We start from the raw sequence: 1,044 nt of genomic DNA on the forward strand, positions 1-1,044 counted from the left end.
AAATCCGTCCCTTGTTGTGGCTGAGGCGTGATGTCGAGTCGTTTGAGACGAAGTGAGTGATCCCATGCTGTCGAGAAAAGCCTCTAGTGAGTGCGTGGGCGGCCCGTACCCTAAACCGACGCAGGTGGTCAGGTAGAGAATACCGAGGCGTTCGGGTGAACCATGGTTAAGGAACTCGGCAAATTGTCCCCGTAACTTTGGGAGAAGGGGAGCCCTGTCTGGTGAAGAGGCGTTTGCTCTTGGAGCTGGGTGGGGTCGCAGATACCGGGGGGAAGCGACTGTTTATTAAAAACACAGGTCCGTGCGAAGTCGTAAGACGCTGTATACGGACTGACGCCTGCCCGGTGCCGGAACGTTAAGAGGACTGGTTAGATGGCCTTTGGGTTGTCGAAGCTGGGAATCTAAGCGCCGGTAAACGGCGGTGGTAACTATAACCATCCTAAGGTAGCGAAATTCCTTGTCGGGTAAGTTCCGACCTGCACGAATGGCGTAACGACTTCCCCGCTGTCTCAACCATGGGCCCGGTGAAATTGCACTACGAGTAAAGATGCTCGTTTCGCGCAGCAGGACGGAAAGACCCCGGGACCTTCACTATAGCTTGACATTGGTGTTTGGGATGGTTTGTGTAGGATAGGTGGGAGCCTGTGAAGCTTGGACGCTAGTTCGGGTGGAGGCGTTGGTGAAATACCACTCTGGCTGTTTCGGGCATCTAACCTGGGACCGTGATCCGGTTCGGGGACAGTGTCTGGTGGGTAGTTTAACTGGGGCGGTTGCCTCCTAAAGGGTAACGGAGGCGCCCAAAGGTTCCCTCAGCCTGGTTGGCAATCAGGTGTTGAGTGTAAGTGCACAAGGGAGCTTGACTGTGAGACGGACGTGTCGAGCAGGTGCGAAAGCAGGGACTAGTGATCCGGCATCGGCGTGTGGAAGCGGTGTCGCTCAACGGCTAAAAGGTACCCCGGGGATAACAGGCTGATCTTCCCCAAGAGTCCATATCGACGGGATGGTTTGGCACCTCGATGTCGGCTCGTCGCATCCTGGGGCTGG

1 rRNA gene is annotated in these 1,044 nt (G+C 56.0%); it reads left to right on the plus strand.

Features of this window, described 5'->3' with window-relative positions:
- Window positions 1-1,044: ribosomal RNA gene (locus tag B5D66_RS24840) — 23S ribosomal RNA — on the plus strand; the annotation flags it as partial.

Source organism: Marinactinospora thermotolerans DSM 45154 (assembly GCF_900167435.1).
In the GTDB taxonomy this organism is placed as follows: Bacteria; Actinomycetota; Actinomycetes; order Streptosporangiales; family Streptosporangiaceae; genus Marinactinospora; species Marinactinospora thermotolerans.